This window comes from Rhizobium sp. S96 (genome assembly GCF_030382195.1).
Taxonomy (GTDB): domain Bacteria; phylum Pseudomonadota; class Alphaproteobacteria; order Rhizobiales; family Rhizobiaceae; genus Rhizobium.
Map to the genome: position 1 here is coordinate 50,155 of NZ_JAUDRY010000026.1, position 25,522 is coordinate 75,676.

The 25,522-nt window shown below is 60.8% G+C and carries 23 protein-coding genes and 1 pseudogene; 16 read left to right on the plus strand and 8 right to left on the minus strand.

The features are described 5' to 3' along the window. Positions 1–320 precede the first annotated feature (320 nt). From QTL94_RS20630 to QTL94_RS20645, 4 genes are all read right to left on the minus strand, one after another. Positions 321–2,198, minus strand: a complete 1,878-nt coding sequence (locus QTL94_RS20630) for an amidohydrolase (RefSeq protein ID WP_289803073.1) — start codon at positions 2,196–2,198, stop codon at positions 321–323. Positions 2,199–2,288: 90 nt separating this feature from the next. Then, positions 2,289–2,576 carry a XapX domain-containing protein gene (locus QTL94_RS20635; protein WP_065692145.1) on the minus strand — a complete coding sequence of 96 codons (288 nt, stop codon included), beginning with the start codon at positions 2,574–2,576 and terminating at the stop codon, positions 2,289–2,291. A gap of 70 nt (positions 2,577–2,646) precedes the next feature. Continuing rightward, entirely contained in the window at positions 2,647–3,336 is a 690-nt protein-coding gene (locus QTL94_RS20640) for a hydrolase (RefSeq protein WP_065692144.1), read from the minus strand. Positions 3,337–3,476: 140 nt separating this feature from the next. Next, positions 3,477–4,409: a VOC family protein gene (locus QTL94_RS20645; protein WP_065692143.1), complete on the minus strand. Its 933-nt coding sequence runs from the start codon at positions 4,407–4,409 to the stop codon at positions 3,477–3,479. A 113-nt stretch (positions 4,410–4,522) separates the two neighbouring features. On the opposite strand from QTL94_RS20645, the gene QTL94_RS20650 reads away from it, so the two are divergent. Beyond that, positions 4,523–5,422: a LysR family transcriptional regulator gene (locus tag QTL94_RS20650; RefSeq protein ID WP_065692142.1), complete on the plus strand. Its 900-nt coding sequence runs from the start codon at positions 4,523–4,525 to the stop codon at positions 5,420–5,422. Positions 5,423–5,446: 24 nt separating this feature from the next. Here the strand turns inward: QTL94_RS20650 and QTL94_RS20655 are convergent, their stop codons facing one another. Further along, positions 5,447–5,929, minus strand: coding sequence for an Lrp/AsnC family transcriptional regulator (locus tag QTL94_RS20655; protein WP_065692141.1), 483 nt, complete (start codon positions 5,927–5,929; stop codon positions 5,447–5,449). 102 nt (positions 5,930–6,031) lie between these two features. Between QTL94_RS20655 and QTL94_RS20660 the strand changes: the two genes are divergently transcribed. Further along, a complete protein-coding gene (locus QTL94_RS20660) occupies positions 6,032–7,537 on the plus strand; it encodes an aminotransferase class V-fold PLP-dependent enzyme (protein ID WP_289803074.1) in 1,506 nt (501 codons plus the stop codon). Between the two features lie 162 nt (positions 7,538–7,699). Continuing rightward, positions 7,700–8,479, plus strand: a complete 780-nt coding sequence (locus tag QTL94_RS20665; protein ID WP_065692140.1) for an ABC transporter ATP-binding protein — start codon at positions 7,700–7,702, stop codon at positions 8,477–8,479. Between the two features lie 122 nt (positions 8,480–8,601). Here QTL94_RS20665 and rhaI read toward each other — a convergent pair whose 3' ends face one another. Both rhaI and QTL94_RS20675 read right to left on the minus strand, forming a co-directional pair. Then, positions 8,602–9,894, minus strand: a complete 1,293-nt coding sequence (gene rhaI / locus QTL94_RS20670) for an L-rhamnose catabolism isomerase (RefSeq protein WP_065692139.1) — start codon at positions 9,892–9,894, stop codon at positions 8,602–8,604. 63 nt (positions 9,895–9,957) lie between these two features. After that, positions 9,958–12,054, minus strand: a complete 2,097-nt coding sequence (locus QTL94_RS20675) for a bifunctional rhamnulose-1-phosphate aldolase/short-chain dehydrogenase (protein ID WP_065692138.1) — start codon at positions 12,052–12,054, stop codon at positions 9,958–9,960. Positions 12,055–12,253: 199 nt separating this feature from the next. Between QTL94_RS20675 and QTL94_RS20680 the strand changes: the two genes are divergently transcribed. The 12 genes and pseudogenes from QTL94_RS20680 to QTL94_RS20735 all read left to right on the plus strand — a co-directional run bounded on the left by QTL94_RS20680 (position 12,254) and on the right by QTL94_RS20735 (position 22,784). Continuing rightward, complete coding sequence (locus QTL94_RS20680) at positions 12,254–13,063, plus strand: DeoR/GlpR family DNA-binding transcription regulator (protein ID WP_065692137.1); 810 nt, start codon at positions 12,254–12,256, stop codon at positions 13,061–13,063. Between the two features lie 50 nt (positions 13,064–13,113). Next, on the plus strand, positions 13,114–14,109 hold the full coding sequence (rhaS, locus tag QTL94_RS20685) for a rhamnose ABC transporter substrate-binding protein (RefSeq protein WP_056813430.1): 996 nt from the start codon (positions 13,114–13,116) through the stop codon (positions 14,107–14,109). A gap of 72 nt (positions 14,110–14,181) precedes the next feature. Continuing rightward, complete coding sequence (locus QTL94_RS20690) at positions 14,182–15,717, plus strand: sugar ABC transporter ATP-binding protein (RefSeq protein WP_065692136.1); 1,536 nt, start codon at positions 14,182–14,184, stop codon at positions 15,715–15,717. A 10-nt stretch (positions 15,718–15,727) separates the two neighbouring features. Further along, positions 15,728–16,729: an ABC transporter permease gene (locus QTL94_RS20695; protein WP_065692135.1), complete on the plus strand. Its 1,002-nt coding sequence runs from the start codon at positions 15,728–15,730 to the stop codon at positions 16,727–16,729. Then, a complete protein-coding gene (locus tag QTL94_RS20700) occupies positions 16,726–17,739 on the plus strand; it encodes an ABC transporter permease (RefSeq protein ID WP_065692134.1) in 1,014 nt (337 codons plus the stop codon). The genes QTL94_RS20695 and QTL94_RS20700 overlap by 4 nt, the downstream gene beginning before the upstream one ends. After that, positions 17,736–18,056 carry an L-rhamnose mutarotase gene (rhaM, locus tag QTL94_RS20705; RefSeq protein ID WP_065692133.1) on the plus strand — a complete coding sequence of 107 codons (321 nt, stop codon included), beginning with the start codon at positions 17,736–17,738 and terminating at the stop codon, positions 18,054–18,056. The genes QTL94_RS20700 and rhaM overlap by 4 nt, the downstream gene beginning before the upstream one ends. Beyond that, positions 18,053–19,435: an FGGY-family carbohydrate kinase gene (locus tag QTL94_RS20710; RefSeq protein ID WP_289803075.1), complete on the plus strand. Its 1,383-nt coding sequence runs from the start codon at positions 18,053–18,055 to the stop codon at positions 19,433–19,435. Before rhaM ends, QTL94_RS20710 begins: the two co-directional genes overlap by 4 nt. Positions 19,436–19,516: 81 nt before the next feature. Then, on the plus strand, positions 19,517–20,284 hold the full coding sequence (locus tag QTL94_RS20715; RefSeq protein ID WP_065692131.1) for a fumarylacetoacetate hydrolase family protein: 768 nt from the start codon (positions 19,517–19,519) through the stop codon (positions 20,282–20,284). 78 nt (positions 20,285–20,362) lie between these two features. Beyond that, positions 20,363–20,878: a hypothetical protein gene (locus QTL94_RS20720; protein WP_244499503.1), complete on the plus strand. Its 516-nt coding sequence runs from the start codon at positions 20,363–20,365 to the stop codon at positions 20,876–20,878. Between the two features lie 99 nt (positions 20,879–20,977). Beyond that, positions 20,978–21,901, plus strand: coding sequence for a DnaJ C-terminal domain-containing protein (locus QTL94_RS20725; RefSeq protein ID WP_065692130.1), 924 nt, complete (start codon positions 20,978–20,980; stop codon positions 21,899–21,901). Continuing rightward, positions 21,898–22,230: a chaperone modulator CbpM gene (locus QTL94_RS20730; RefSeq protein WP_065692129.1), complete on the plus strand. Its 333-nt coding sequence runs from the start codon at positions 21,898–21,900 to the stop codon at positions 22,228–22,230. The genes QTL94_RS20725 and QTL94_RS20730 overlap by 4 nt, the downstream gene beginning before the upstream one ends. 70 nt (positions 22,231–22,300) lie before the next feature. Then, positions 22,301–22,784, plus strand: a pseudogene (locus tag QTL94_RS20735) (cupin domain-containing protein). A 9-nt stretch (positions 22,785–22,793) separates the two neighbouring features. Here the strand turns inward: QTL94_RS20735 and QTL94_RS20740 are convergent. Continuing rightward, complete coding sequence (locus QTL94_RS20740) at positions 22,794–23,999, minus strand: ROK family transcriptional regulator (protein ID WP_065692128.1); 1,206 nt, start codon at positions 23,997–23,999, stop codon at positions 22,794–22,796. 218 nt (positions 24,000–24,217) lie between these two features. On the opposite strand from QTL94_RS20740, the gene QTL94_RS20745 reads away from it, so the two are divergent. Continuing rightward, positions 24,218–25,456 carry an extracellular solute-binding protein gene (locus tag QTL94_RS20745; protein ID WP_065692127.1) on the plus strand — a complete coding sequence of 413 codons (1,239 nt, stop codon included), beginning with the start codon at positions 24,218–24,220 and terminating at the stop codon, positions 25,454–25,456. Positions 25,457–25,522: the final 66 nt, after the last annotated feature.

A 25,522-nucleotide genomic window follows, 5' to 3' on the forward strand; every position in this document is an offset into this window, starting at 1 on the left:
AACTGAGGAAATGCAATGGAAGCGGCAACGGCAGCTCCAGAAAGCAGTGCGTGGCGGCGAGTAAGAGATAAAGAATGGTTGGTCATTTTCTGCTCCTGCGATCTTCGCTGCTTGTTTGAAGCGGCGCTGTGTTCGTCTGATGGAGTGATATTGGCCTGAAAGATTGCCGACAACAATTGCATCAATAGTTTCGATTTAATTGCGAATTACGCAATAGTCGTTTGAACTCAACGGATCGCTTGTCGGCGCGGGCACGGAAAGCAAAAAACGGGCAGCGATCTGCTGCCCGTTCGGTAAGCCTCATAACGAGTTCGCTCGGTTTACACCGCCCAGCAGGAGCAGCCGAGCGCCCCGAAGAAGCCCTTGAGGTCCGAGATCGGCAACTTTGACGTCCAGGCGCCTGCGTGATCGTGGCCATGGACACCACAATCATTGGCGCAGCCGCAAGAGGCGATCGCCGTGCGGCGCAGCGAGTGTCGTCCCGCGCCTTCCGGCTCGCCCCAGGCAGCGTAGCCGCCGAACCGGCGAACAGGTGACCAATCGGGCATGGCTGGGGGAATATTGCTTTCGTCGAGTGCCTTGAAGTCACCGGCGCCGTAGACGATCTTGCCGCCAACCATGGTCAGATCCGCTGTCAGGAAGGAGATCTCATCTTCCGCACAGGCGAAGAAGTCCTTGCTCGGCACGACGAGGTCGGCGAACTGGCCCTTTTCGATCCTGCCCTTCTTTCCCTCTTCGTTCGAGAACCAGGTGACCTTCTCTGTCCACATGCGCAGCGCCGTTTCGCGGTCGAGGCAGTTGGCGCGCGGGTAAAGCTGCATGCCGCCCACCGTCTTGCCGGTAATCATCCAGGAAAGCGAGACCCAGGGATTATAGGAGGCGACGCGGGTCGCGTCCGTGCCGGCAGAGACATTGACGCCCTTCTCAAGCATGCGCGCGATCGGCGGTGTGGCCTCTGCCACGCCGTGGCCGTAGCGCTCGACGAAATATTCGCCCTGGTACGCCATGCGGTGCTGGGTGGCGATGCCGCCGCCAAGCGCCGCGATGCGGTCGATCGAGTGGTCGGAGATCGTTTCGGCATGATCGAAGAACCAATTGAGGCCTTCGAGCGGAATGTCCTGGTTCACCTTCTCGAACACATCAAGCGCTCGCGAAATCGTCTCGTCGTAGGTGGCGTGAAGGCGCCATGGCCAGCGGTTCTCGGCGAGAACGCGCACAACCTCCTCGAGTTCACCTTCCATCTCCGGCGGCATGTCAGGGCGTGGCTGGCGGAAGTCTTCGAAGTCGGCGGCGGAGAAGACGAGCATTTCGCCGGCGCCGTTGTGCCGGAAGTAATCGGTTCCCTGCTTGTATTTGACCGAAGACGTCCAGTTGAGAAAGTCCTCCTTCTCGGCCTTCGGCTTCTGGGTGAAGAGATTGTAGGCGAGCCGAACGGTCATCTGGCCTTCGTCAGACAGCGTCTGGATGACTTCGTAGTCGTCGGGATAATTCTGGAAGCCGCCCCCCGCATCGATGACGCCGGTGACACCGAGACGGTTGAGTTCGCGCATGAAGTGGCGCGTCGAATTGACCTGATACTCGAAAGGCAGCTTCGGCCCCTTGGCAAGCGTCGAGTAGAGAATGCCGGCATTCGGCTTGGCGAGCAGCATCCCGGTCGGATTGCCGTTGGCGTCGCGAGTGATCTCGCCGCCCGGCGGGTTTGGTGTATCCCTGGTGTAGCCAACCGCGCGGAGGGCTGCGCCGTTCAGCAGCGCCCGGTCGTAGAGATGCAGAAGGAACACCGGGGTGTCGGGCGCGATGGCGTTGATCTCGTCGATCGTGGGAAGACGCTTCTCGACGAACTGGTGCTCGGTGAAGCCGCCAACCACGCGCACCCATTGCGGCGCCGGCGTGATCTCGACCTGACGCTTCAGCATGTCCATCGCGTCGGCAAGCGACCGCACGCCGTCCCAGCGCAGCTCCATGTTGAAGTTCAGCCCGCCGCGAACGACGTGGGTGTGGTTGTCGATCAGCCCGGGAAGCACGCGCTTGCCCTTCAGGTCGATGACCTTCGTATCGGGACCGGCATGAGCCATGATCTCCTTGTCGCCACCGACGGCCAGGAATGTCCCGTCCTTGATGGCGACGGCACTTGCGGTTGGATTGCTGCGATCGAGCGTTGTGAAAAGACCGTGGTGGAGTATGAGGTCGGCGAACATGAGATATGCTCCAGGCTTCATTATTAAGATTGAAATCAAAGCCTTGCGCCGGGCACACACCTGCCGCAAGACGAATCTCCTCCTGCCGCGTCAGCTATCAGAGTTGGGCCGCGCTTGGCGAGACACGACAACGTCATCACGGTTTTCTGCCTTCGGCAGATGGCCGAACATGTGAGGCTTGACCTGGCCAATCCAGGAGACGACGGCCGGCTCCCTGCCCCACAGGCTTTTTGCGAGGGGAATGATCTGCTCGCCGACGAGGATACCCAGAAGACCGATCAGGGCTATGACCGGCGGCGCTGGCGAACGAACGTTGAGAAGGCTGTAGACAATACCGACCAGCAACCCGGCGCCAAGCGACATGAGGTAGAGTTTCATGACATTTTTCCTGATGTGAAACGGCTGCCGCTCTGACGGTATTCTCGTCAGAGCGGCTTTCCTAAAATGCTTACTTTGCGGGGTTCGGCCCGATGCGCTTGCCGTGCGTGACCCGCTCGGCGGCCTTGTGAACCATGGTGTAGGCGTAATCGATACCCATGCCGTAGGCGCCGGAATGTTCTTTCACCAGGGCCGTAACCGCATCGTAGGTTTCCCGCCGAGCCCAGTCGCGCTGCCATTCGAGCAGGACCTGCTGCCAGGTGACCGGAATGACACCGGCCTGGACCATGCGGTCCATCGCATATTTGTGTGCGTCGGCAGAGGTTCCGCCGGAGGCGTCGGCAACCATGTAGATCTCATAATCGGGTACGTCGTGCAGGGCAGACAGGGCGAACGTCGTGTTGCAGACTTCGGTCCAGAGGCCCGAAACGATAATCTTCTTGCGGCCGCTCGCGGCATTATGCGCCAGCGCATCGCGGACGTTCTGGTCATCCCAGGAGTTCATCGACGTGCGCTCGAGAATGTCATTCTCCGGGTATACGGCGAGCAGTTCCGGATAGGTGTGGCCCGAGAAGGACCCCGTTTCCACGGTGGTGATGGTGGTTGGAATATCGAAGATCCTGGCCGCCTTGGCGAGACCGACGACGTTGTTCTTGAGCGTCTGGCGGTCGATCGATTGTACGCCGAAGGCCATCTGCGGCTGCTGGTCGATGAAGATGAGCTGGCTGTTTGCGGGGGTCAGGACTTCGAGCTTGGACATTTGACTACTCCATTTAGATTTTGGTGCCATGTTTGGCATTTGAAAATGACAAGCCTTCGGTGGTCGGCTGCCTGCCCTCAGGCAGCCTGTCAAAGGCAGACTATATCTTGTTTGCTGGCGCTAATCAGATGCGCCGGACGTTATGCGGCAAGCGGAGCCAGGCTGGCCTCGATCTTGTCGCGGAATGGCTCATACCGGTTCGGCAGCTTCAGTGCTTCGCCGAGGTGAGCGGTATCCTCGTCGCGGTCGAAACCGGGTTCGTTGGTGGCGATCTCGAACAGGATCCCGCCGGGCGTCCGGAAGTAGATGGCCCAGAAGTAATCGCGATCGATGACCGGTGTTACCTGGTAGCCCGTGTCCATCAGAGCCTTGCGCACTTCGAGCTGCTTTTCTCGGTTATCGACCGCAAAGGCGATGTGATGAACCGAGCCGGCACCCTGGCGCGCAAACGGCGTGTTGGGAAGGGTCGCAAGGTCGATCGTATCGGCACCGTTGCCGCCCGGGATGATGAACCGCTTGACGTCGGCCTCGGCATCGGCGCGCTCATAGCCCATGAAGCTCAGGAGCTCTTCGGTTGCGGCCGTATCGCGAAGGTTGAAGCGAGCGCCTGAAAAGCCGCGGATCGCGTTGTCTGCGGAAATGCCCTCTGCCAGCCATGGCGCCCTGCTATCGTCGTTCTTCTCGACCAGAGCGAAGCCGTCGCCGTCAGGACCGATGAACCGCAGCCGGTTATCGCCGAAGACCGTGTCTGTCTGGAGGCCGCCGACGTTCTGAGCGATGAGGCGCTCCTTCCAGAAGGCCAGCGAACCCTTGGGGATGGAGAACTGGGTTTCGCCAACCTCGCCAACACCCGGTCGGCCCGTCATCATGTGCGGGAACGGAAAGTACGTCATGACCGTGCCGGGCGTACCATTTTCGTCGCCGTAGTAGAGGTGGTAGACGCTGGGTTCGTCGAAGTTGACGGTCTTCTTTACCCGGCGAAGGCCGAGCGTGTTGGTGAAGAACTTGTTGTTCTGCTGCGCATCCGACGCCATGGAGGTGACGTGATGCAGTCCCTTGATATCCTTGATCATGGCCCGTGCCTTTCTGCGTTGCCGTTTCGATGTACAGAGATATAGGCGGGTTGATTGATCGCCGGAATTGCAATATTTCTCTCGATTGAATTGCGTTTTTTGAAATAATCGAGATGAATGACTATAAAGCCCTGAAAACCTTCCTGCTGGCCGCCGAGAAGCGCAACTTCGCGCAGGTCGCCCGCGAACTTGACATGACCCCGGCGGCCGTCACGCGAGCGATCGCGGCACTGGAAGACGACCTTGGCGTCCAGCTGTTCGTGCGTACGACCCGCCAAGTGTCGTTGACAACGGATGGTGCGGTGTTTGCCGCACAGATCCAGCCGGCGGTCGAAGCGCTCGAGAGCGCTCGACGTGACGTCAAGAACGCCCACAAGGCCGACCAGGGGCGACTGCGGATCAGCGCGCCGACCTGGTTCGGCAAGACGGTGCTGCCTCCCATTCTATCGGGGTTTCGCGAACTTTACCCAAAAATGTGCTTCGAGATTTCGCTCTCGGACGGCTTGGTCAATATCGTCGACGACGACTATGACCTCGCGATCCGCATCTCGTCGGCGCCTTCCGACAAGTTTACCATCTGGCGAAAGATACGCGTCGTGCCCAGGATCCTCGTGGCGGCGCCGGGAAGCCGGTTCACGGAAATGGAACATCCGAGCGAACTGACGCCGGATGATTGTCTGGCCTATAGCGGCGAGAGCCGTCGGGAAAACTGGGTCCTGTCAGATGGGGGCTCAAGTATCACCATCGCGGCCGGCCGGGCATTCAGCGCCAACAACGGCGAGGTTCTTGCCGATATGGCCGCCGACGGTGCGGGTGTCGCGATGCTGCCGGGATTTAATATCGCCGAGCACATCAGGAGCGGCCGCCTCGTGCATGTCCTGCGCGGCTGGTCGCCGCCGGAACTCTGGCTGACGCTCTATTATCCTCCCTACCAGGCCTTGCCACCGCGGATCGCATCCTTCTCGCGGTTTTTCGAGGAGCAGATACCGGCCTTCATGGTGATGCTGGATTAGGCCCGGTTGAGGTGTTAGCCGCGTCTATCGAATGCGGCTAAGGTCGAGCGGCCGGTTGTTGATGATTGCTTCCATCGAGAAGATGCCCGTGACGGTCGCCAGGTCGAAGCTTGCGACGAGCTTCTGGTAGAAGGTGTCGTAGCCCGCCATGCCCCTCGTCACGACCTTGATGAGGTAATCCCAGTCGCCGCCGATCCTGTAGAAATCGATCACCTCGGGCAGCTGTTCGACGTGCTTTCTGAAGCTTTCGATCCATTCCCTGGAATGGTGACGGGTGCGGATCATCACGAACACCGTCAGATCAAGCCCAAGCGCGCTCAGATCGATGTTGGCGTGCGAGCCCCGGATCATGCCTATGGAATGCAATCGTTGAAGCCGCCGCCAGCATGCATTTTGGGACAGGCCGACCGCTGCGGCCAGATCCCGCTGCGAAAGCCCCGAATCCTTCTGCAACGTGGTCAAAATCTTCAGATCAAAAACATCTATTTTTGCCGCCTGCTCGATCATACGACCCAATCCGTAATAAAAATGCCAAAAAATAGGTGAGTTTTTTGAGCCTGAAGCAGATTAGATTCGACGTCAATACCTACACGCGGGAGGACGTTCGAAATGCAGGCCCAAGCTGTCCCTTGTCATCCGGGTGAAAACTCTACTCCGCTGGCCCGTTTTCGCCATGCCTTGGCGGCCGGCTCGGTCATGACCGACCTGCGCGACGGCCTGATCGGCGCCACGGCTCAGGTGGAGGGCCCCTATGGGATGAAGAACCTCGTCTACGCCGACTACGTTGCTTCCGGTCGGGCACTGCGCCAGATCGAAACCTTCGTGCTTGAGGAGGTTCTGCCCTACTACGCCAACAGTCACACCGAAGCATCGTTCTGCGGCGGGTTCATGACCCGGATGCGGCGCGAAGCGCGGGCGATGATCGGCGAGTTCTGTGGCGCGACGCAGGAGCACGCGGTGATTTTCACCGGATCCGGTGCGACCGCCGGTCTCAACCGACTTGTTGCGCTTTTTGGCGTGCGCGAGGCCGCCGTGGCAGGCAAAGCTGTACGGATCATCATCGGACCCTACGAGCACCATTCCAACATTCTTCCCTGGCGCGAGAGCGGCGCGGAGATCATCGAACTGGCCGAGGCTCCGACCGGCGGTCCGGATCTTTCCCAGCTGGAAGACGCCCTTCGGGGCGCCTCGACGCGCCCAACCATCTGCACGCTCTCCGCAGCCTCGAACATTTCTGGCATAGCCAGCGACGTCGCCGGTATCACACGCGTGGTGAAGGCGGCAGGCGCCAAAATGATCTGGGACTTCGCGGGCGCCGGCCCGTATCTGCCAATATCGATGACGCCGGGCGACGCGGCAGACATCGATGCCATCGCGGTGTCACCGCATAAGTTCATTGGCGGGCCCGGGGCATCAGGGATCTTGATCGTACGCCGTGATAGCATTGTCGCGACAAAACCATCATGGCCCGGCGGCGGGACCGTCAAGTTCGTCAGCCCGGAGCGCCATGACTACAGCGACAGCTTGGAGACACGCGAAGAAGCAGGCACGCCGAATGTCGTCGGCGATATCAGGGCAGCACTTGCATTCATCGTCAAAGACGCCATCGGCATGGATCGAATGCAGAAGCGCAATCGTGAACTGACGCAGCGCGCGTTTTCGGCCTGGCGCGACGTTCCACAGCTGGAACTCCTGGGGCTTCCCGGCCCCGAGCGGCTGCCGATCTTTTCCTTCCGTGTCAGAAACGGCAGCGGCGGATACGTGCATCAGCAACTGATTACCCGCATGCTCAGCGATCGTTTCGGCATACAGGCACGCGGAGGCTGCGCCTGCGCTGGACCTTACGTGCACCGGCTCCTCGATATCGATGCGCAACAATCCGAGCGCATCCGGTCGGCCATTCTGGCTGGCGACGAGATGCAGAAGCCCGGTTTCACGCGGCTGAACTTCAGCGTGCTGCTATCGGACGAAAAGGTCGACTTCATCATCGGCTCGGTGGCCAAACTCGCGGCGGACGCGGCCACGTTCGAAGGGGACTATGGCTTTGACCCAGCCCGCGCGATCTTCTATCCGGTCGCCCTCGAAACCAGGGGCCTCGTCTACGCGACAGCCTGATGGCTCGAGGGCCGCTGGCTCGGCGCAATGGACGTGGCCATCGGCTGAGTCCAACTCAATAAAGCGTGCTGAATAGCACTGGTAAGTTGACAAAGTTGGTAAAGTTTAGCAGAGCGCTAGTCGCCGTGTTCGGCACCCGAGAGCCAGCTAGAGATACCGCACATGTCCACGCCATTCCTCACCATGTCGCAGATTACCTATCGCGCGGAAGGAAAGACCATCCTTTCGGGAATAGACCTGACACTTGAGCGCGGACGCGTCTATGGCTTGGTGGGCCAGAACGGCAGCGGCAAGAGCACGCTTCTGAAGATCATGGCGCGGCAGGTCACACCGACGTCCGGCACCGCCAGCCTGCAGGGCGAAGCCTTGACAAATTGGGGCAGCCGCGCGTTCGCGCGCTTGGTCGCCTACATGCCGCAGTTTACCCCGCACACCGATGGCATGACCGTCAGCGAACTGGTGGCCCTCGGTCGTTTCCCCTGGCATGGAACGCTCGGTCGGTTCACGAGCAGCGACCGCAAGCTGGTCGAAGACGCAATCGATAGGACCGATCTCGCGCGCTTCGCGGATAGTTCCGTCGCAAGCATGTCGGGCGGTGAGAGGCAGCGCGCATGGATTGCGATGATGCTCGCACAGAATGCGCAATGCCTGCTTCTCGATGAGCCGACGTCAGCCCTCGATCTCCTGCATCAGGACGGCGTTCTGGCTCTCCTGCGAGAGATCAGCCACGAGCGCGGACTGACGATCGTCGTCGTCCTTCACGATATCAATTTGGCGGCGCGCTATTGTGACGAAATCGTCGCCCTGAAGAGCGGCCAAATCTCCGCACACGGGACGCCGGCGGAAATCGTGCGGTTCGATGTGCTGAAGTCGGTTTTCGGAGTGGAGATGGGCGTCTTTCCGCATCCCGTCAGCAACGATCCCATCAGCTACATCCTTTAGCTGAGTACTCCGGCCGTCCCAGCCCGCTAGGCGGCTCGACATCTCGCCACCGGGCACTCCCCAAAACGAAACCGGGCCACTGCTTTTTCAGCAGCGGCCCGGCGAGATAGGCCTTGGGAGGCTCAGATGATACCGCCGCTGCCGCCGACGGATGCAGGACGCTCCGCGGCGACCTTCTTGCGATAGCCGCTGACGCGGTAGGTGGCGACCGGATCGATCGCGCCGCCGGCGCGACGGCGGGCTTCTGCCAGGATCGGCTCGACATCGGTGCGATAACCGCGCTTCAGCGTCTCTGTCGCCATCAGGGCGTCATTTTCGTCCTGGAAGCCTGTGAGAGCCTTGCGGTCAACAATCAGCGCCTGCGCGTAGGCGCGGCGGATTTCGTTGGCGCTGTTGATCAGGCTTTCGATGGGATCGGTCACGTTATGCGACTGGTCGATCATGTGTGCCGGGTTGAAGTCGTTGACGCCGCGCTGCTCGGCCTCGACCAGTTCGTTGAAGACGAGGAACAGGCGGTAAGGCTCGATCGAACCGGCATCGAGGTCGTCGTCGCCATACTTCGAGTCGTTGAAGTGGAAGCCGCCGAGCTTGCCGAACTGGATCAGGCGGGCAACGATCATCTCAATGTTGGTGTTCGGCGCATGGTGGCCGAGGTCGACAAGGCAGTGCGCCTTCGGCCCGAGCGTCTGGGCGATCAGGTAGTTGGTGCCCCAGTCCTGTACGACCGTCGAGTAGAAGGCCGGCTCGTACATCTTGTGTTCGGAGAACAGCTTCCAATCGTCAGGCAGCGCCTTGTAGATGTCGGCCATCGAGGCGAGGTAGCGTTCGAAGGCCTTCGTGAAGTTGCTCTGGCCCGGGAAGTTCGAGCCATCGCCGACCCAGACGGTCAGCGCCTTGGAGCCGATCGCCTTGCCGATCTCGATGCATTCGATGTTGTGCTCGATGGCCTGCGCGCGGGTTGCCGCGTCGGTGTGGCTGAGCGATCCATACTTGTAGGAATGGGCCTGGCCGGGCGCGTCGGAGAAGGTGTTGGAATTCATCGCGTCGAAGCCGAGGCCGAGCTGATCGCCCTTTGCCTTCAATTCCTTGACGTCGGTCTTGTCCCACGGAATGTGGAGCGAGACGTTCGGCGTGGCGCGCGTCAGCTCGTTGATGACGGAGCAATCGTCGAGCTTGTCAAAGATGCCGCGCGGCTCGCCAGTGCCCGGGAAGCGGGCAAAGCGCGTGCCACCGGTGCCGACGCCCCAAGAGGGAACGGCCACGAAGAATTCGGAGACGCGGCGCGTGATGTTTTCAATGTCTACGCCACGGCGCGAAAGATTGGCGCCCAGCGCTTCATAATCGGATTTGAGCGCGGATGCGCGCTTGTCGTTTTCCTGCGCAATCACATCCTGCGCGATTTTGGACTCGGCCATGAGTTCCTCCCGAGATATTTGGATGAGACGCGGCGGGCATGACGCCCGCCGCAGCAACTTGATTTAGCGCGGGAAGCTCTGCGCGTTGCCGGCATCGACGTTGATGATGTTGCCGGTGGACTTTGCCGAGAGATCCGACGCCAGGAAGTAGATTGCTTCGGCGATGTCTTCAGGGAAGACGTTGAGCTTCAGCATGGAGCGCTTGCGGTAGTGCTCCTCCAGCTCGTTGATTTCGATCTTCGACGATGCCGCACGCTGTTCGCGCCACTCGCCGTTCCAGATCTTCGATCCGCGCAGGACCGCATCCGGGTTGACAGTGTTGACGCGAATGCCAGCTTCCGCGCCTTCAAGCGCCAGGCAACGGGCGAGATGGATCTCGGCAGCCTTGGCCGTGCAATACGCAGCGGCGTTCGGCGACGATGCCAGGCCGTTCTTGGAGGCGACGAACACGACGTTGCCGCCGAGGTTCTGCTTGCGGAAAAGGCGGAAGGCTTCGCGCGACACGAGGAAATAGCCAGTTGCCAGAATGTCGATGTTCTTGTTCCACATCGAAAGCTCGGTGCTTTCGATCGGCGCAGACGAAGCGATACCAGCGTTGGACACGAGGATATCAACGCCGCCGAACTCGACGCAGGCTTCCGCGAAGGACGAGATCACGCCGTCTTCCTTGGTCACGTCGAGCTTGACGCCACGAACGGCATCCGCGCCGAACTGCTTGGCGAAATCGGCCTTCGTGTTGTCGAGCGCTTCCTGGTCGATATCGGCCAGAACCACGCAGGCACCCTCGCCGATCAGGCGGGCAGCCGTCGCGCGACCGATGCCACCGGCGCCGCCAGTGACGAAGGCAACCTTGCCGGCCAGGCTCTTCGGCTTCGGCATACGCTGAAGCTTGGCTTCCTCGAGCAGCCAGTATTCAATGTCGAAGGCTTCCTGCTCGGGAAGGCCCTGATACTCCGAAACGGTCGAGGCGCCGCGCATGACGTTGATGGCGTTGACGTAAAACTCGCTGGCGATGCGCGCCGTGGCCTTGTCGCGAGCAAAGGACAGCATGCCGACGCCGGGAACTAGGAAGATGACCGGGTTCGCATCGCGCATGGCGGGCGAATTGTCATGCTTGCAGTCGTTGTAGTAGCGCGCGTAGTCGGCGCGGTAGTCTTCGAGAGCCTTGTCGAGACCGGCAACGATCGCATCCACATCCGGCTTTGCCGGGTCGAAGTCGACGATCAGCGGGCGGATCTTGGTGCGCAGGAAGTGGTCCGGGCAGCTGGTGCCGAGCGCGCCGAGCGGTGCCAAGTTCTTCGAGTTGACGAACTCGAGAACGGCGTCCTGATCGTCGAAGTGACCGAGCTTGCGCTCCGCCTTGCCGATGCGGCCGCGAATCTCGGGCATCAGGCGGGCTGCGATGGCACGGCGCTCTTCAACCGGAAGGCTCTTGGCGACGGCGCCGCCGAAAATGGTCTTGCCTTCGGTCTTCTCGGCAAACCAGACGATCGCCTTGTTGATGATGTCGAGCGTCAGCTCGTAGCAGGCCTTTGCGTCATTCGCCCAGGTGAAGAGACCATGGCTTTCGAGCACGACGCCCTTGGAATTCGGGTTCGCCTTGACGAAGGCTTCGAGGTCGAGGCCGAGCTGGAAGCCCGGGCGGCGCCAGGGCAGCCAGCCGATATCAGCGCCGAAAATCTGCTGCGTCAATTCCTTGGAGTTCTTCGAGGCAGCGATTGCGATGATCGCATCGGGATGCATGTGGTCGACATGCGTGAAGGGCACGAAACCATGCAGCGGAGTGTCGATGGAAGCGGCGCGGCTGTTGAGGTTGTAGGTGCAATGCGGGAGGAAGCCGACCATGCGGTCTTCGTCTTCAACGCCCTTGTAGATGCCCTTCAGCGAGTCGAGCTTTTCTTGGTAGAGGGTGGCGAAGCCGTCGAGCTTGATGGTGCCGACGTCGCCGCCCGAACCCTTGACCCAGAGAACCTTGACCTTCTCGCCGGTGAGCGGGTCGGTTTCCATGACCTTGGCAGAGGTGTTGCCGCCGCCATAGTTGGTGATGCGCTTGTCAGCACCCAGCAGATTCGAGCGATAAAGCAGCTTTCCAGGCTCATCGAGGCCTGCTGCATATGAATCGTCCCAACGATTATCAAGAAGCCGGACGGTTGCCGCCATGTCATCCTCCCATGTAAAATTTCTTGGACGCACGAACGAACTCCGCGCCCTTTGCGGTGACGGTATCGCTCATCGAAATGGACATTGTCAATCGAAAACGATCAAATTCGATTATTGTGCAGCGCAATATGAAATTTCTTGATCGTTTTTGATTGACACATTGTCACAACTGCGAAATAAGCAAGCTAGGAGGAACCCCATGCACGAACGCGAACGCCATCGCATCATACTGAGCGCCGTTCAGGAAAAGTCTGTCATCACGATTCAGGATATTTCCGAATTGACAGAGGCTTCCGAGGCGACGATCCGGCGTGACATAGCGGCCCTTCATGTGCAGGGGAAGATCCGTCGCGTGCGGGGTGGCGCCGAGGCTGTGCATCCGCCACAGCTCGGGAATCTCGCCGGGCGCCCTTTCCGGGTTTCAGAATCAGTCAACATCGATAAAAAACGCTCAATCGCGCGCGCAGCCGTCGATCTGTGCGATCCGGGCGATGCGATCATCATCAATGGTGGCACGACCACCTTCCAGATGGTGCATTTCATGGCCGCCCATCGCATGCAGGTCATGACCAACTCGTTTGCGATCGCCGAGCATCTGGTCAAGCACTCGAAGAACACGGTTACCGTGCCCGGTGGCGTGATCTATCGCGAGCAGAGCCTGATCCTGTCGCCGTTCGACAATGACGCGATCCGCAATTTCTATGCGCGCCGTTTCTTCATCGGCGCGCAGGGCGTCGGTCCGCTCGGGATCATGGAAGCCGACGCGCAGATCATTCAGAGCGAACAGAAGCTGATGCACCAGGCCGACGAACTCGTCGTCATGGTCGATTCCAGCAAGTTTAACCGCCGGTCGAGCCTCATTCTGTGCCCGCTCGACCGTGTTTCGACGATCATTACCGACGACGGCATTCCCGAGGAAGCCGGACGGATGATCGAAGATGCGGGTATCAAGCTCGTCGTTGCGAGCACGATCTCGCAAGCGAAGGAGGATTCCTCGTCGGTCGCATGAGTGGCACCGGCAGGATGTATTCAAGTCTTAACAACGTGGGAGGATAAAGCATGAAACTCGCAAAAACACTGGCAGTAGGCGTTGCCTTTGCCGTCGCCTTGATGGCAGGCGCTGCAAGCGCCAAGGACATCAAGATCGGCCTGGTGGTGAAGTCTCTCGGTAACGGCTTCTTCGAAGCCGCCAACAAGGGCGCACAGGAAGCAGCCAAGGAACTCGGCGGCGTAGAAGTCATCTACACCGGCCCGACCTCGACGACGGCCGAAGGCCAGATCGAAGTCATCAACTCGCTGATCGCTCAGGGCGTTGACGCTATCGCGATCTCCGCCAACGATCCGGACGCTGTCATCCCGGCCCTCAAGAAGGCCAAGCAGCGCGGCATCAAGGTCATCTCCTGGGATTCCGGTGTCAACAAGGACGGCCGTATCCTGCAGCTGAACCCGTCGTCGAACGAACTGATCGGCAAGATGTGCCTGACGCTCGTCAAGGACCACCTGGAAGGCGGCAAGGGCGATTTCGCCATCCTGTCTGCAACCACCACCTCGACGAACCAGAACATCTGGATCGGTGAGATGAAGAAGCAGCTCAAGGACTTCGCCGGCATGAACCTCGTCACCACCGTTTACGGCGACGACCTTTCGGACAAGTCCTATCGTGAAGCCGAAGGCCTGCTGAAGTCCAACCCGAACGTCAAGGTCATCGTCGCTCCGACGACGGTCGGCGTTCTGGCCGCTTCCAAGGTTGTCGAAGACAAGGGTCTCGTCGGCAAGGTCTACGTAACAGGTCTTGGCCTGCCGTCCGAAATGGCCGGTGCGATCAAGTCTGGTGCGACGAAGGAATTCGCGATCTGGAACCCGATCGACCTCGGCTACTCCGCAACGCAGATCGCCTATCACCTCGTAAAGGGTGACGCGACCGGCAAGCCGGGCACCGAAATCGAAGCCGGCCGCATGGGCAAGATCAAGGTTGATGAAAAGGGCGAAGCCGCAATGGCCGATCCGTTCATCTACAACGCTTCGAACATCGACCAGTTCTCGAAGGTTTTCTAAGCCTCGCTTGGACGAACCAAACCCGGCGGTTCAGGCCGCCGGGACTTTCCCATTGAACACTGGTAAACGCTGATGAACACTGCCCTTCAACAACCTGTCGCGGACGTCAACGCCGCTGATGCACCCGCCATCCTGGAGATGCGCGGCATCTCGCAGATCTTCCCCGGCGTGAAGGCGCTCGACAACGTCAGCATCGCGCTCTATCCCGGCAAGGTCACTGCTCTGATCGGCGAAAACGGCGCCGGCAAGTCGACACTCGTCAAGATCCTGACCGGCATCTACCGGCCGAACGAAGGCGAGATCATCGTCGACGGCAAGCCGACCAGTTTTGCCAACGCACAGGCTGCGATCGACGCAGGCGTGACCGCGATCCATCAGGAAACCGTGCTGTTCGACGAGCTGACGGTTGCCGAAAACATTTTCCTCGGCCACGCGCCGAGAACGAAATTCCGCACGATCGACTGGAAGCTGATGAACAGCCGCGCCAAGGCGCTGCTCACCTCGCTCGAAAGCAACATCGATCCGACGATCCGCCTGAAGGACCTCTCGATTGCGCAGCGCCATCTCGTGGCGATCTCCCGCGCGCTCTCGATCGAGGCCCGCATCGTCATCATGGACGAGCCGACCGCGGCCCTGTCGCGCAAGGAAATCGACGATCTCTTCCGCATCGTCGAAGGCCTGAAGGCACAGGGCAAGGCGATCCTCTTCATCAGCCACAAGTTCGACGAACTCTACGAGATTGCCGACAACTTCGTCGTGTTCCGCGACGGCAAGGCCGTCGGCCACGGCAAGCTGAAGACCACGCCACAGGACGACATCGTTCGGCTGATGGTCGGCCGCGATGTCGAGAATGCTTTCCCGAAGATCGACGTCGCCATCGGCGCGCCGGTCCTGCAGGTCGAGAAGTACTGTCACCAGACGGAGTTCCGCGATATTTCGCTGACGCTGCGCAAGGGCGAGATCCTGGGCATCTATGGCCTGATCGGCGCCGGTCGTTCCGAGCTTTGCCAGTCGCTGTTCGGCATCACCAAGCCTCTGTCAGGCAAGCTGACGCTCGACGGCCGCGAGATCAGCATCAACTCGCCGCTCGATGCGATCAAGGCCGGTATCGTCTATGTGCCGGAAGAGCGTGGTCGCCATGGCCTGGCGCTGCCGATGCCGATCTACCAGAACATGACGCTGCCTTCGCTCGGGCGCACCTCGCGCAAGGGCTTCCTGAAGGCCGCCAACGAGTTCGCGCTTGCCCGTAAATACGCCGAGCGTCTCGATCTGCGCGCCGCGGCCCTGTCGGTTCCCGTCGGCACGCTATCGGGCGGCAACCAGCAGAAGGTTGTCATCGGGAAGTGGCTGGCAACGCTGCCAAAGGTCATCATTCTCGACGAGCCGACCAAGGGTATCGACATCGGCTCTAAGGCTGCGGTGCATGGTTTCATCAGCGAGCTCGCCGCCGAAGGCCTGTCCATCATCATGATCTCGTCCGAGCTGCCTGAGATCATCGGAATGTCCGACCGGGTTCTTGTCATGAAGGAAGGCCTGTCTGCCGGTCTCTTCGAGCGCAAGGACCTGACGCCGGAAACGCTGGTGCGCGCTGCCACCGGTAACGCTTGAGGATACCAGCATGTCCAGACTCCTGAAAAAACGCGAAACGCTGCTATTCATCATCATTGCGGTGATGATCGCGGTCTTCTCGACGCGAGCCCAGGGCTTCGCGACGCCTGGCAACCTCGCCGGCATCTTCAACGACACGTCGATCCTGATCATCCTGGCGCTTGCGCAGATGACGGTCATCCTGACCAAGTCGATCGACCTGTCCGTCGCCGCCAATCTCGCCTTCACCGGCATGGCGATCGCGATGCTGAACGCCGCCCATCCGGATCTGCCGCTGATCGTGCTGATCCTCGCCGCCGTCCTGATTGGCGCCTTTCTCGGCGCGATCAACGGCTTCCTGGTGTGGGCGCTTGAAATTCCGCCGATCGTCGTGACACTCGGCACGCTGACCATCTATCGCGGCATGGCCTTCGTGCTGTCCGGCGGTGAATGGGTGAATGCGCATCAGATGACGCCGACATTCCTCAATGTGCCGCGCACGGTGGTACTCGGCATGCCGATCCTGAGCTGGGCTGCGATCATCATTGTCGCCCTGATCTACATGCTGTTGAAATACACCCAGTTCGGCCGCTCGACCTATGCTGCCGGCGGCAATCCGACCGCGGCCGTCTATGCCGGTATCGATGTCGGCTGGACGAAATTCCTCGCCTTCGTGCTATCAGGTGCGCTGGCTGGCCTTGCAAGCTATCTCTGGGTGTCGCGCTACGCCGTCGCCTATGTCGATATCGCCAACGGCTTCGAGCTCGATAGCGTCGCCGCGTGTGTCATCGGCGGCATCTCGATTGCCGGCGGCGTTGGCTCCGTGATCGGCACTGTGCTCGGCGCCCTCTTCCTCGGTGTCATCAAGAACGCACTGCCCGTCATCGGCATCTCGCCGTTCACGCAAATGGCAATCTCCGGCACCGTCATCATCCTCGCCGTCGTCTTCAACGCAAGACGCGAGCGCAATCGCGGCCGCATCATCCTGCGTGACAAGGCCGCAGCCGAGACCCCAGCAGAGGTGGCAGCATGAGCACCGTCGTTTCCACCCCGAGCGAAAAGCGCGTCATTCCGGACCGCTTGGGAACTCCGTTCAAGCGCATCATGTCGAGCTGGGAAGTCCTCCTCTTCGGTGTCGCCGTCCTGATCTTCATCTTCAATTCGCTGGCATCGCCCTACTTCCTGGATGCCTGGAACCTGTCCGACGCGACCTTCAACTTCACTGAAAAGGCGATGATCGCCTTTGCCATGGCGCTGCTCGTCATTTCAGGTGAGATCGATCTGTCGGTCGCGGCCATCATCGCGCTCGCCTCGACCGCCATGGGTGCTGCCGCCCAGGCTGGCGTCGGAGCGCCCGGCCTCGTTGCCATCGGCGTCGGTGTCGGCCTGCTTTGTGGCATGTTCAATGGCTTCCTGGTCTCGGTGCTGAAACTGCCGTCTATCGTCGTGACCATCGGCACGATGAGCCTGTTTCGCGGCATTTCCTACATCGTCCTCGGCGATCAGGCGTATGGTGGTTACCCGGAAGATTTCGCCTTCTTCGGCCAGGGCTATGTCGTCTGGGTCTTTTCCTTCGAATTCGTGCTCTTCATCGTGCTGGCGATCGCATTCGCGATCCTGCTGCACGCCACGAACTTCGGCCGTCAGGTCTATACGATCGGCAACAATGATTTCGCTGCTCGCTTCTCCGGCATCCCGGTCGAGCGCGTGAAGTTCATTCTCTTCGTGTTGACCGGCGTCATGAGCGGCATCGCATCCGTCTGCCTGACCTCCCGTCTCGGCTCGACCCGTCCGTCGATCGCGCAGGGCTGGGAGCTTGAAGTCGTGACCATGGTTGTTCTCGGTGGCGTCTCGATCCTCGGCGGTTCCGGCAAGATCGGCGGCGTTGTCATCGCGGCCTTCGTCATGGGTCTCGTCACCTTCGGTCTCGGCCTCCTCAACGTTCCCGGCATTGTCATGTCGATCTTCATCGGCCTGCTGCTGATCATCACCATCGCGATCCCGATCATCGCGCGCCGTATCAAAGCCATGAGCTCCAAATGACCTTGGAAAAGCACGCCTTCAAGATGACACTCAACCCCGGCATGGAAGCCGAGTACAAGAAGCGTCATGACGAGATCTGGCCGGAACTGGTCGATCTGCTGCACCAGTCCGGCGCCAGCGACTACTCGATCCACCTGGACCGTGAGACCAACACGCTCTTCGGCGTTCTGACGCGCACGAGCGACAACACCATGGCAAGTCTCCCCGAGCACCCCGTCATGAAGAAGTGGTGGGCGCATATGGGGGACATCATGGCGACCAACCCGGACAATTCTCCCGTCCAGAGCGATCTCGTCACCGTCTTCCACATGCCATGACCGATAAACCGACATACAGCCGCATCGCCGTCCTCGACATCGGCAAGACCAATGCGAAGGTCGTCGTTCTCGATGGCAGCACCGGTGCCGAGATTGCTGCGGTAAAGACGCCGAACACAGTCATCAGGGACGGCATTTATCCGCATTACGATATCGAGGCTCTCTGGGCGTTCACGCTTGGCGCTCTCAAGAACTTTGCGCAGCAGCCCGGCTTCGATGCAATCTCGATCACGACCCACGGCGCCTCGGCGGCGTTGCTGGACGCCAAGGGCGATCTGGCCATGCCGGTGCTGGACTATGAGCACGCTTACCCGCAAGAGATCGTCGACGCCTATGCCCAACTCCGGCCGCCCTTCGAGGAAACCTTCTCGCCGCACCAGGCGATGGGGCTGAATGTCGGCGCGCAACTGCATTATCAGAAGACGGCCTTCGCCGATGACTTCGCGCGGGTCGCCGCCATCGTGACCTATCCGCAGTACTGGGCTGCACGCCTGACGGGCGTCCTGTCGAATGAAGTGACGTCGCTTGGTTGCCACACCGACCTCTGGAACCCCAGGGACGGTCGCTATTCCTCGCTCGTCGATACGCTCGGAATTCGCGACCTGATGGCGCCGATCCGTTCCGCCTTCGATGCGCTCGGACCCGTCCTGCCTGAGATTGCCGACAGCATCGGACTGAAGGGCAACGTACCCGTCTATTGCGGCATCCACGATTCAAACGCGTCGTTGCTGCCCCATCTCGTCAGCCGGCCAGCGCCCTTTTGCGTGGTCTCGACCGGCACCTGGGTGATCAACTTCGGCGTCGGTGGTGACCTCGAGCATCTCGACCCCAGGCGCGATGCGCTGGCCAATGTCGATGCCTATGGTCGCGCCGTGCCCTCCTCGCGCTTCATGGGCGGTAGGGAATTCGAGATTTTGTCGGCAGAGATCGGCCCGGCATCCTCTGACGACGCGTCTGCAGCGCTTGCCGCGGTGATCAGCAAGGGTCTGATGCTGCTGCCGAACATCGCCCCCGGCTCCGGCCCCTTCCCGGGCAAGGCCGCGCGCTGGATCAACGCCGAGGATGCAAGCGCTGCTGAACGCTACGCCGGCATGTGCTGCTATCTCGCGCTGATGAACGAGGCCTGCCTTGAGCTGATCGGCGCCGGCGGCCCGACCATCGTGGAAGGCCCGTTCTCGCTCAACGATACCTACCTGACGATCCTGGCCGCCCTGACCGGACGACCCGTCATCGCAGTGCCGGGATCCACCGGCACCAGCCAGGGTGCAGCCTTGCTGACAGGAGTAAAGCCGCCGACGGGAGCGGAAAGACAGTTCGTACCCTTGGAAATACCGGGGCTCGCGGCCTATCGCCGCGCCTGGTATGCGGCGATGGCATAACAGTCTTTCCAATCATCCCCTCGCCCCATCCGACCGTTGCCGATAGAGTGGCGACTCATAAAACGATGGAGGAGACACACCATGGCAGGCTCAGCCGCCGCACCTTTCGATCCCCGCGCCTTGGCAGCCCGGCTCCACAGCCTGCATCGCGCGGGCAAACAGGCGCCGACGGCAAGTTTCTCGCTGCCTGGCGATCTGCATCACGCGATGGACGCTCAGAACTTTCTCGCCGCCGATGAGGGGATCGCGAGCAATGCCTGGAAGGTGACGGTTTCTCCTGACGGTCAGGCCGTTACCGCTCCCCTGCATCCTTATGTCCAGGCGGATTCCGGCGCCCAGATTCCCTGGCACAAGGGGATCAAGTTCGAAGCCGAGATTGCCGTGCGCCTCGGAAAGGATCTGCCGGTGCGCCACAATGGCAGCTACACCAGGGCTGAACTGGTCGATGCCATTGCCACGGTTCATCTGGGCGCGGAACTGTTGGTGAGCGCGATCGAGGAGAGCGGCAAGGATTCGTTCCTGCTTTTCCTGGCCGACCGCCTCGGCAACAGCGGCTACGTCCTCGGCCCGACAGTCGCCAAATCGGCGATCGACACAGCCAGCGGAACGCCGCTGAAGGTTACGCTGAACGGACAGTCGATCTACGAGGCCCCGGCGCAGCATCCCAAGGGCGACGTCCTCACCTGGCTCTTGGCCTACGCCAATGACGGCCTGAGGCCCGACAGTTCGCTCAAGGCGGGTGCGCTTGTCACGACGGGAACGCTGTGCGGTGCGATCGAACTTGAAGCCCCAGGAACGATCGAAATCGTCCTTGATGGCGAGACGCGCCTGCACCTGACCGTCGCCTAATCATACCACCGGACGAAAGTCGGGAACTTTGCGCCCCCTTGTGCATTTATGAGCCATAATCGCACAAGGGGGAATGCCATGATACGCTTTGGCAGGCCGGTTCTCGCTTTGCTTTTCCTTGCGATCGCTTTCCCAGAAATCGTCTTTGCCGCCAACGAGGCGCCATTTCTGCAGTCGCTTGCCGGTGATTGGACCGGCGGAGGCATGATGAAGCGGACGACGGCTTCCTCTCCGATCAACCTGCGCTGCAATTTCCAATCCAAAGCCGACGGCCAGGCCCTCTCCATGAATGGGACCTGCAAGGGGCTTCTCGTTGTTTCCAGGGCGGTGTCGGCCAATATAGCCGTTACCGGCACACGCTATGCCGGCAAATACATCGGTCCTTCCGGCGGCGTATCGAGCCTGAATGGCGGCCGCAGCGGCGACGCGATCAATCTCGCCGTCACATGGTCCAAACTCATCAATGGCGATCGCACCGCCAGCATGACGATCCAGCGGCTCGGCAATGACGCGATCCGTATCCGGACCATCGACAAGGACCCTGACTCGGGCCAGCAGGTCGTGACCAGCGAGCTTAATCTCAAACGCAACTGATGTACTGCCGGGCGCCGCGGCGCCTCTCGTCGGAGCAAAGTCTCCAACCTATATATCGGCAAAAGCCGGCGATTTCCGCCGGATGAACCGGAGACATTTATGAGCCGCGATCCATACGAGCTTCTCGGCGTTAAGAAGGACGCCACGCAAAAAGAGATTCAGAGCGCATTTCGCAAGCTTGCCAAGAAACTACATCCCGATCTCAATCCCGGAGACAAGAGTGCCGAAGAGCGGTTCAAGCAGATCTCCGCTGCCTATGAAATTCTGAGCGACGAGGAAAAGCGCGGCCGTTTCGACCGGGGTGAGATCGACATCAATGGCGCGGAACAGGCACCGCGCAACTACTACCGCGAGTACGCGTCCGCGGATGGCGCCAGCGGCCCGTATCACAACAGCGGCGGCTTTGCCGATTTTGGCGAGAACGACGATGTCTTCTCGAGCTTCTTTTCCCGGCGTGCTCACGGCGGTCGGGAATTCCGCGCGCAAGGCGGTGACAGGCACTTCTCGATGGAAGTGGACTTCCTCGATGCGGTGAACGGCACGAAAACCCAGATCAGACTGCCTGATGGCCCCGCGATCGACCTGCAGATACCGGCAGGTACCCGCGACGGCCAGACCTTGAGATTGAAGGGCAAGGGAGATCCGGGCATCGGCGGTGCAGCCTCCGGCGATGCGCTGGTTGAAATCCACGTCCGGCCGCATCGTTTTTATGTGCGCGATGGCGATGACATCCGCTTCGAGCTGCCGATCTCGCTTTCGGAGGCGGTGCTGGGCGGCAAGGTGCGTGTGCCGACGCCATCGGGCGCCGTGAACCTGACTCTGCCCGCCAATTCCAACAGCGGCAAGGTCTTGCGGTTGAAGGGCAAGGGAGTGCCGAAGCGCGGCGGAGGCGCCGGCGACATCTATGTGTCGCTAAAGATCGTCCTGCCCGACGTACCCGACCAGCAGCTGACGGACTTCATGAACAGCTGGACACCCGCCAACCCGCAGGATCCGCGAAAGAGCATGGGAGATCAGTCATGAACGACCTTGAATTCCGCCGTTACCTGAAAATCGACGTCACCGTGCTGGATATCTGGGTCGAACAGGGATGGCTTGTCCCCGATGCGCACACCGGCACCCGCGAGTTCCGGGATGCCGATGTCGCCCGTGGACGGCTCATCCTCGATCTGACGCGGAGCATGGGCGTCAACGAAGCGGGCGTCGATCTCATCATCGACTTGGTGGACCAGATTCATGGTCTGCGCGGGACCCTTCGGGATCTGGTCACGGCGATGGATCAGCAGGACGACGACGTCAAGCGCAGGCTGCGCGAGAAGCTCGACGATCTTTCCGGCATTCGCGGCATCTGACCGATCGTGCTTGCCCGGATAGGGTGCGGGCCTATGATGCGCTGATGATACCTCGCCAAGGAGACGACGATTGACCAGCGATCATGGCGACCACGATCACCACGCCCCCATCGATTGGCGCGAGCATGGCGTCCAGGTTATTCCCGGCAATGCGCTCGACCCAAACACGGCGCAGACGCCGGGCATGAGCCGCGCGACAGCCATCGACAATGCGCGCGCCGGCGCCGAGAAGATCTGGGCGGGCACCGTGACCATCCGTGCCAATGCCAAGACAGGCGCTCATCATCATGGCGACCTCGAAAGCATCATCTATGTCGTGAAGGGGAAAGCACGAATGCGTTGGGGTGACCACCTGGAATATACCGCGGAAGCAGGCCCGGGCGATTTCATCTTTGCCACCCTACGTGCCACATCAGGAGATAAACGCGAGCAAGACCGAAACGCTGGAATGCGTGGTAGTTCGTTCAGGCCAGGATCCTGTCGTGGTCAATCTGGACATAGAACCGATCGAGAAGCCTGAGGACGTACGCTGGATCGATCCCATTCACCGATGAACGCCGGTCTTAGAGCGAATCCTTGAGGATCGCCGAGAACCTCGGATCAAACGCCCGGCTGATCGGCTCGGCGGCTGCACCGAGCGCCACGACCCACGGATCCGTCATGCCGAGCTGCAGACGCGGGATCGATCGGCCGCGACGATCGGCGATCGACGGCAGAAGCGGCTGCATGGCGGCAAGCAGGCGGCTTGCCAGCGCCTCCGGTGCTCCGCCGCACAGGATCACCGTCTGAGGATCGAAGATAGTCTCGATCAGATGCACGCTCCAGCGCAGATCCGTTGCCGCCGCCTCGATCCAGGACCGGACCCTCGGATCATCCTTGGCCGCGAGATTGTTGACCGTGTCGTAGACCGTTGGATCGGCAGGATCGATTTCCAGATGCTCGTACAGCGACGAAAGCGCGGCCCGGTGTTCGAGCGGCGTGGCGTTGCCGCTCGGCGACAACAGCGCCATGCCGATCTCGCCGGCATTGCCGTTTCCTCCGCTATAGAGCTCGCCGCCCAGGATGAGGCCGGCGCCGATACCGTAGCCGAGATAGAGACATACCGCGTGATCGAGCCCGTGCGCGGCACCGATCATCCGCTCGGCCGTGGCACAGGCGGCAGCGTCGTTCTGCAGTCCGACATTCAGCCCCGTTCCGGTTGCCAAAGTCTCCAGAAGTGGAAAGCTCTGCCATGCGCCCATCATCCACGGGTCGTCACCCGCCGTCTCGAGGCCGAATGGCCCCGGCATTGCTGCGCCAAGACCCACAAGGCGACGCTCCGACTGTTTCGCCAGGCCCGAGAGATCGCGGCGCACCGTTTCCACGAGGTCAAGAATGACCTTGACGCCCTTGGCTGGGCCGCCGGCAGGAAGGTTCGCCTCTGCACGGGTCAGCACGTTGCCGACCAGGTCGACGGCGAGCGCCCGCGTGGTGTAGCGGTCGATCTGGAGGCCGATGGCAAATGCGCCTTCCGGCACGAGGACGTAGGGCGTCGATGGTTGCCCCCTGCCCTTTCTCACCGTCTCCTGAGAGCTCACGAGACCGTCGCGCTCCAGTTCGTCGATGATGTTCGAAACGGTCTGCTTCGTCAGTCTCGTCGCCCGCGCCAGATCGGCCCGCGACAGGGCGCCGTTGACCCTCAACGCGTCGATGATCACGCGCCGGTTATGGGCGCTGGTGCCTTCGTGGTTGGTACCGCTCTTGGCCCTGATCGGGCGGACGTCGTTCATACGCAATTCCCTCTTGACACCAGTAGAATATTGAAGAAGAAATAAGTCAAGACAATTGACTTAATAAGGAACCGGAGAGTTCCAGGGAACGCAGAGAGCGAGAATGCTCGGACGACGCTCCGAAATTCGGCACCGTCCACCGGTGCCTCTTCGATAGCCGATGGCGACGTACAGCCGCCCTCGGAAATGCGTGAATGTCAAAAAAACTGGAGGCTGGAATGTTGAAATCCTTAAACAAGACACTGCTCGGCGCAGCCCTGATCGGCGCGTCCTTTGCCCCGCATGCCTTTGCCGATACGACGATCAATGCGCTGTTCATGGCACAGGCGGCCTATAGCGAAGCTGACGTCCGCGCCATGACGGACGCTTTCACCAAGGCCAATCCCGACGTCAAGGTCAATCTCGAATTCGTTCCCTATGAAGGCCTGCACGACAAGACCGTGCTCGCGCAGGGTTCGGGTGGCGGTTACGACGTCGTCCTGTTCGACGTCATCTGGCCGGCCGAGTATGCGAGCAACAACGTTCTCGTCGATGTATCCTCGCGTATTGGCGACGACATGAAGAAGGGCGTCCTGCCCGGTGCCTGGACGACCGTCCAGTATGACGGCAAATACTACGGCATGCCTTGGATCCTCGACACCAAGTACCTCTTCTACAACAAGGAAATCCTCGAAAAGGCCGGCATCAAGACCCCGCCGAAGACCTGGGACGAGTTGACCGAGCAGGCGAAGACCATCAAGGACAAGGGCCTGCTGGCAACGCCGATCGCCTGGAGCTGGTCGCAGGCGGAAGCCGCGATCTGCGACTATACCACCCTCGTCAGCGCCTATAAGGGCGACTTCCTGAAGGACGGCAAGCCTGCCTTCCAGAGCGGCGGCGGTCTCGACGCGCTGAACTACATGGTCTCGAGCTACAAGTCCGGCCTGACCAACCCGAATTCCAAGGAATTCCTCGAAGAGGATGTCCGCAAGGTCTTTGAAAACGGCGACGCCGCCTTCGCGCTGAACTGGACCTACATGTACAACATGGCCAATGACCCGAAGGACAGCAAGGTCGCGGGCAAGGTCGGTGTCGTGCCGGCGCCGGGTGTTGCCGGCAAGAGCGAGGCATCCGCCGTCAACGGTTCGATGGGTCTCGGCATCACGGCCGCCAGCAAGCATCCTGACGAAGCCTGGAAGTACATCACGTTCATGACCTCGCAGGCGACCCAGAACCAGTATGCCAAGCTCAGCCTGCCGATCTGGGCATCGTCCTATGAAGATCCGGCTGTGACCAAGGGGCAGGAAGAGCTGATTTCCGCGGCCAAGGTCGGCCTCGCCGCCATGTATCCGCGCCCGACGACACCGAAGTACCAGGAGCTTTCGACCGCCCTCCAGCAGGCGATCCAGGAATCTCTGCTTGGCCAGTCGTCGCCCGAAGATGCGCTGAAGTCGGCTGCCGACAACAGCGGCCTCTAAGGCTTGCAAACACCAGGCGGCGCGACCGCCGCCTGGCTTCCGTTCCATTCCGATGAAGTGAGAGAG